The following is a 6,482-nucleotide window of genomic DNA, read 5'->3' on the forward strand; positions in this document are numbered from 1 at the left end:
CTTCTTTAGTAGTTCCTTACAGGAACACTATAGACTGTCATATTCTATTTGTCAAGGCCTTCCAATAATCCAGTCGGTTCCATTGTGCCCTTACGCAGGTTTCTATTACCGTTACCCCTTCCATAATCCTGTATTTTACTGCAGGAATCACTGCCTTGGGATAAAGCAGATTGGTATTGGGATCCGCGTCAATAACAACGCCCGGCTCCAAAAGCCATTCCCCTGCATCATCCATATATTCTCCCGTCACCTCACAGGATGCATAACGGTTTTTGGCCCATGCGGCCCCTTCCTCCGTCCCGGCTTCATAACCGTCGTCCGGATCTGACGCAATGCCGAAGCCACAGTCATAGGCTTCACATTCCACATTACTAACAATCCTGTGGATTCTCCGGTGTCCCCAGCTTTCCGGAATCACCGTGGTTTCCACCTGGATATCCGGATACGGGGACCAACTGGAAATCACTTTATCCTCAGAAACGGTGAAATCCTCACATATTCTCCGCACATAGGTATAGCCGTTAATGCAGAAGGCCAGCATACTGTCCGGTGCCGCCTCATGCAGTTCAAAACACGAACGCGCCACATGAAACCCGAATCTCGTATCATAAGCAAATTTCCCGTATTTAGCCTGACTCTGCCCATGGCCCGCCGGACTGTATCTGCCGGGCACATAGGCGGTATTATGGCCATCATAAACTGACATAAGCATATCTGCATAAGGAATAAGCTTTACCTTTTCCAGCGCAGGCATAGGCGCCGGCTTTGCACTCCAGAAGATATGATCATCCGGCAGCATCAAAAAAGCAAAGGTTTTCAAACTCCAATAAGGCGATCCCGGACCATTATAACGCTCTCCCATCACCAAATCCGGATATGCATATCCAATCGTTAAAATATGATTTCTGTCAAAAACAGGCTTTTTCAGCCAATCTTGCATATGGCGCACAATAAGCCCCTTAATGACCTCCACAGGATACGGATACACCCCCACCATCAGGCAGGCAGACCAGAAGCTCACCTGGGCAAAACGATAGGTAAGGGATCTGCCGAAGGGCAGCGCCGCCCCGTCTTCATCAAACCAGTAAATGAAGGTTTTTCCAAAAAGCATGGCGCGTTCCTTGTAGATTCGGCATCTTTCCGGATCCTCTTCTCCCATGACCCGCGCATAAAAAAGGCAGTAAAAATGTATGGCAAAAGAAACATAATAATCCTTCTGCCCGGAATCCCCATCCTGATACCATCCGTCTCCCAGATAAAATTCCTCCACACCCTGCAGATACTTTTCAAGCTTCCCAGCATCATATTTTCTTCCCAGCTTCATCAGCGCCACATTCACAAGCACAGCAAAAAGGATCCAGTTGCAGACCGGAAGCTCATATTGATTGATGCCGTACAGCCAGTCCGCAAGCCGTTCCTTTTCCCTGTCGGAAAGAGGATCCCACAGCTTCCCGGGCGTTAATATCAGACCATAGGAAATAGCCGCCATCTCCACGAATTTCTGGTCAAAAGCATGAAAACCACCCCAAAATTCGTCTCCTGTAGGATCGGTTCCGGCCACCAGTCCTAATCTGTAGATTTCTTCAAACCCAGCTTCCGTACCTCCTCCTGCCCAAAAAGGCACCAGTCCCCACAATGGTCTGGAAAAGGCCTCCATAGTTTCCGCTTTCCTGTCGTAGTTCGTTGCCGTAACGCCAAGTAACAACCGGGCTTTTTCTTCACTGTAATAAGGTTTCAGCGGCTCCACAATGGATAACAGAAGCTCCTGAAAATCCTTTTTGGAACTCCATATTTTATCAGACATCTTTCCTCCCTGTTCGCATCTGGTTATATCAGATATTTGCAGCAGTTTTATCAGATATTTTCAATTTGCCAGTCTATTGGTTCCACGCCATGGCTCTTCAGGAAATCATTGGCCTGGCTGAAATGCCTGCATCCGAAAAATCCCCTGAAGGCCGACAACGGACTGGGGTGGGATGCCTTTAGTATCAAATGCTTCGGGTTGGTCAGCATCGGAATTTTACTCTGCGCAGGACGCCCCCAAAGCATATATACCACAGGCCTGTCCTGCCGATTAACCGCTTCAATCACAGCATCCGTAAACTGCTCCCAGCCTCTTCCCTGATGAGAATTTGCCTGATGTGCCCTGACCGTAAGCACCGTATTGAGCATCAGCACACCCTGGTCCGCCCATTTTTTCAAATACCCGTTGTTTGGTATGTAGCAACCCAAATCATCATGCAGCTCCTGATATATATTCACCAATGACGGCGGAATCTCCTTTTGATCCGGTTTTACGGAAAAACTGAGTCCATGTGCCTGATTCACATTATGATAGGGATCCTGCCCCAGAATAACCACCTTCACCTTGCTCAGAGGGGTAAAATGAAATGCATTAAAAATATCTTCCGCAGGCGGATAGACCACATACGTGGAATACTCCTTTTTCACAAACTGGAACAGCTGCGCATAATATGGCTTCCTGAACTCATCGCTGATTTCCTCCAGCCAGTCATTCTGTATCATTCCCATTCTTTTATCTCCCGTCTTCCGCGCATCCGCCTGGCTTTACAGCCGTACAGATACGCCTTTCTCATTTAAGTATTCTTTTACTTCCCTGATTTCCAGTTCCTTATAATGAAATAAGGACGCCGCCAGAACCGCCTCTGCGCCTCCGTCTGTCAGTGCGTCGTAAAAATGCTCCAGCCTTCCCGCGCCGCCGGATGCTATCACCGGAACCGGAACCAGATCCGCAACGCGCCGGGTCAGTTCAATGTCATATCCCGCCTTCGTACCATCGCAGTCCATGCTTGTAAGCAGAATCTCTCCCGCACCCATCCTTGTTACCTTTTCCGCCCAGGCAAGCGCATCAATCCCCATATCAATTCTGCCGCCGTTTTTATAAATATTCCAGCCGCTTCCATCGGCCCTGCGCTTAGCGTCAATAGCCACTACAACACACTGGCTTCCAAACTTATCCGCAGCCTCGCTTATCAGCTCCGGCCTGTTGATAGCGGAGGAATTGATTGATATTTTATCCGCACCTTCACGGAGCAGCACCCTGAAGTCCTCCACGGTACGGATTCCTCCTCCTACCGTAAAAGGGATAAAAACCTTCTCAGCCACCCTGCGCACCATATCCACAACGGTTTTTCTGTCATCCGAAGAGGCTGTTATATCCAGAAATACAAGTTCGTCTGCACCGGCCTTATCATAGGCCTCTCCTATCTCCACAGGATCACCCGCATCCTGAAGGTTTACAAAATTAACTCCCTTAACCACCCTGCCGTTTTTTACATCCAGGCAGGGGATAATTCTTTTCGTATGCATCCGCCTATCTCCTTATCATGTGAGAGAAATAAAATTCTTCAGAATTGAAAGCCCGACAGAGGAACTTTTTTCCGGATGGAACTGACATGCAAATACATTATCCTTCTCCACGGATGCATGTATCAAAGTTCCGTATTCCGTCTCCGCAGTTACAATAGAAGGCTCCGCCGCTTTCAGATAATAGGAATGGACAAAATACACATAGGGATTTTCTTCTATTCCTTCAAAAAGCCTGCCCGGATTAGGAAACGTCAGCGAATTCCAGCCGATATGTGGTATTTTAAGGCCATCTTTCTCCGGAATACGCAGGATTTCCCCTTTTAAAATCCCAAGGCCCTCCACTCCCGGGCTCTCTTCGCTTCTTTCAAACAAAAGCTGCAGCCCCAGGCAGATTCCCAGAAAAGGGGTTTTGCGGCGGATTGTCTCCTTTATCACATCCACAAGCTGGAAGGAATGAAGCTTACCCATGGCATCGCCAAAAGAACCTACCCCGGGAAGAATCACCCTGTCGGCTGCCAGGATGCGCTCTGCATCCCTGGTTACCTCCGTTTCTTCTCCCAAAGCCGCAAGTGCTTTCTCCACACTTCTGATGTTTCCCGCATCATAATCTATTAACGCTATCATGCTTTCCTCCCTGCACTTTTATTTTTCAGCAATTTCATTTTGGGGCACTTACAATTTCATCACTTACAATTTCAACACTTTCATTTTCCGGCGCTTTATCTCATTACCGTAGTGTAGCATACTTGTTCTGAACCTGCAATCCTCAGTCCATTCAATTTTTCAAAAACTCCTCTGGATTTGCCTGGATGGAAACACCCTTTTCCTTCAGCTCCGCAGTCATCTGATATAACCTGCTGTGCACTCTGTAAAAGCGGGCTTTCTGATTGAAATAGGCAACCTTTTCAAAAGGGAAACGGATTACCGTAGGATATTCCATACCGGCGCCCAGCTCCAATATACAAAGCTTTCTGTTTAAGGTTCCCTGAAGCCACTTCGTATATTTTTCCCATTGGGGAAGATACCCCTCTTCTTTATAACCAGGTGTATCTATTCTGTTGAAATACATTATAGAACAGCATTCCGCACATACAGGGAAATCTACCTTTGAAAGCTGTCCCTCGCACTGCCTTATTTCCTCCATGACCTGAGCTGTCACCTGTTTATCCCAGACAAGCGGCTCCTGATCCGTACTGCATTCCGAATGGCACTGAAGCGCCCGGAAACCACCGCAGGGGGTAACAATACGGCCGGCATCCAGCTTTGACGAATAAATATAATCATCCGTACAAAGAGATACCACAAAATAATTTTTTCCTTCCAGCAAGTCCGCCAGCCTGTTGTAAGCATCTATTTTTCCGGAATCCGGGTTCTTTTCTCTATAATAACATTGCAGATACTGCAATATTGCAGCTGCGTCCTCCTCTTTCTCCGCCTGGGCCATCAAAGATGAATAAAAACTGTCATTTTCCATTTTCTTATACGTTTCTTCCATCTCTTTTCCAATACCCACCAGAACCATCTGGGCATCCGCTATCTCAGCGAGCAATTCTTTCGTCATAATCCGCTTCCTCTTTTCTACCTTTTCACCGCATTTCTACTTATGCAGGATAACTCCCTATTGTAAAACTGCAAAACTTATTCCTGTTAATAGTATCATAATGTTTACATCGCATCAAGTAATGAAAATCCCTCCCTTTTCTTCCTATATAAATCTATTCCTTTTCCTCTTCCTGGCGGCCTCCTTCCGGGAAGCCACATCTTGAATGGATCCACAAAGCGCAATGTGATTTCCTTTTTTTGATTTTAAGCCAATAAAAAGGCAGCATCCTGTGAAAACAACAGAACACTGCCTGGAAATACTCTTTATATATTTTTTACTCTGCAACAATATTAATTGCATGCATATAAGCATCAGAACCTCGTACACAGGTAACTGCAACCTTTTTCCCGCTGACCAGTGCCTTACAATTGCTGAGCGTGAACAGCACATCCAGTTTCAGTTCCATTTTACCCTGCGCAGTGCTCAGATAAAGCAGATTCTCATTCGATTCACGTTCCACAGTACCTTTTACGGTTACAATAGACGAGGTATCAAGCTGGACTGCCGAGGGATTGTTCTTTGAAGCCACAATGGCGGAAGCATGAAGATAGGCATCCGAGCCGCGGTAAAAAGAAACCGTCACCGTATTGCCGGGTGTAAGAATCATACCTTTGCTGGTATCCGTATCATTGTCGATTACAAACTGCATTTCACCTTCTTTGGTAGACAAATACAGAAGATTATCCTTTGTGCTGTCACCTACCGTACCGGTAACTCCTGTAGCTGAATTGCCTTTCGCTCCTCCTGCGGTATCTGAAATACTGATGGCATGCATATAAGCATCAGAACCTCTGGCACAGGAAATAAAATAAGTATTTCCCGCCACAAGATAAGAGCATCCGCTCATACCCGTATTCGAATCCAGCTTAATCTGCATTTCGCCGGCGCTTGTATTCAGATACAGAATATCATCCTTGGTTTTATCACTCAATGTCCCCTTTACCGTAACGGTAGTGGATGCGTCAAGTGTGGTTGACGAAGTCTGCGTTTCGCTGGTAATCTTAACAGCATGAAGATAGCTGTCCGAACCACGGGATACGGAAACGCTTATTTTCTTGCCGGGCAGCAATATCTTGCAGGCACTGGCATCCGTATCGCTGTCGAGCTTTATTTCCATATTGCCCTGCGGTGTGGAGAGCCTGAGCAAATCAGAGGTTGTCCCCGATGAAATAGTTCCCTGCACCGTTGCAATAATCTCATTCGCCTTGACCTCAAGCTGATTTATCGGCATTACGGATATTCCAAGTATCAGGCAGATAGTCATACATAGCTTAATTATTCTGTCCTTCTTCATAACCATCCCTCCATAGATATCATCATTAATCTACATAAAGCAACAATAATATAAATTTATCATATAATATTTAGCCGGGAAACGCAATATACTTTCCCTAATTGCTTTTTTATTAAGAATTTCTTTCGTAACAATTCATATATCTTAATCTTTGATGTCTGCAAATATCAACAAAAAAACCTTATCTGAATTTCAGATAAGGCAATTATTTCTATCATATAAAATCCATACCCTCAAAACCGAACATTGAATCTA

The 6,482-nt window shown here is 45.8% G+C and carries 6 protein-coding genes; all 6 read right to left on the bottom strand.

The window, feature by feature from the left end; genetic code table 11:
* Positions 1–37: 37 nt before the first annotated feature.
* Positions 38–1,804 (bottom strand): DUF2264 domain-containing protein, encoded by a 1,767-nt coding sequence (locus tag HMPREF1548_RS22320; RefSeq protein ID WP_021638890.1) that lies wholly within the window; start codon positions 1,802–1,804, stop codon positions 38–40.
* Positions 1,805–1,854: 50 nt separating this feature from the next.
* Positions 1,855–2,532 (bottom strand): uracil-DNA glycosylase, encoded by a 678-nt coding sequence (locus HMPREF1548_RS22325; protein ID WP_021638891.1) that lies wholly within the window; start codon positions 2,530–2,532, stop codon positions 1,855–1,857.
* Between the two features lie 36 nt (positions 2,533–2,568).
* The gene (gene hisF, locus HMPREF1548_RS22330; RefSeq protein WP_021638892.1) at positions 2,569–3,330 is read right to left on the bottom strand and encodes an imidazole glycerol phosphate synthase subunit HisF; all 762 of its coding nucleotides are present in this window, start codon (positions 3,328–3,330) and stop codon (positions 2,569–2,571) included.
* A gap of 15 nt (positions 3,331–3,345) precedes the next feature.
* Positions 3,346–3,954, bottom strand: a complete 609-nt coding sequence (gene hisH / locus HMPREF1548_RS22335) for an imidazole glycerol phosphate synthase subunit HisH (RefSeq protein WP_021638893.1) — start codon at positions 3,952–3,954, stop codon at positions 3,346–3,348.
* A 151-nt stretch (positions 3,955–4,105) separates the two neighbouring features.
* Positions 4,106–4,891: a hypothetical protein gene (locus HMPREF1548_RS22340; protein ID WP_021638894.1), complete on the bottom strand. Its 786-nt coding sequence runs from the start codon at positions 4,889–4,891 to the stop codon at positions 4,106–4,108.
* 316 nt (positions 4,892–5,207) lie between these two features.
* On the bottom strand, positions 5,208–6,227 hold the full coding sequence (locus HMPREF1548_RS22345) for a hypothetical protein (RefSeq protein ID WP_035323434.1): 1,020 nt from the start codon (positions 6,225–6,227) through the stop codon (positions 5,208–5,210).
* Between the last annotated feature and the right edge of the window lie 255 nt (positions 6,228–6,482).

Origin of the sequence: Clostridium sp. KLE 1755, assembly GCF_000466465.2 — a bacterium.
Lineage (GTDB): Bacteria > Bacillota > Clostridia > Lachnospirales > Lachnospiraceae > Eisenbergiella > Eisenbergiella porci.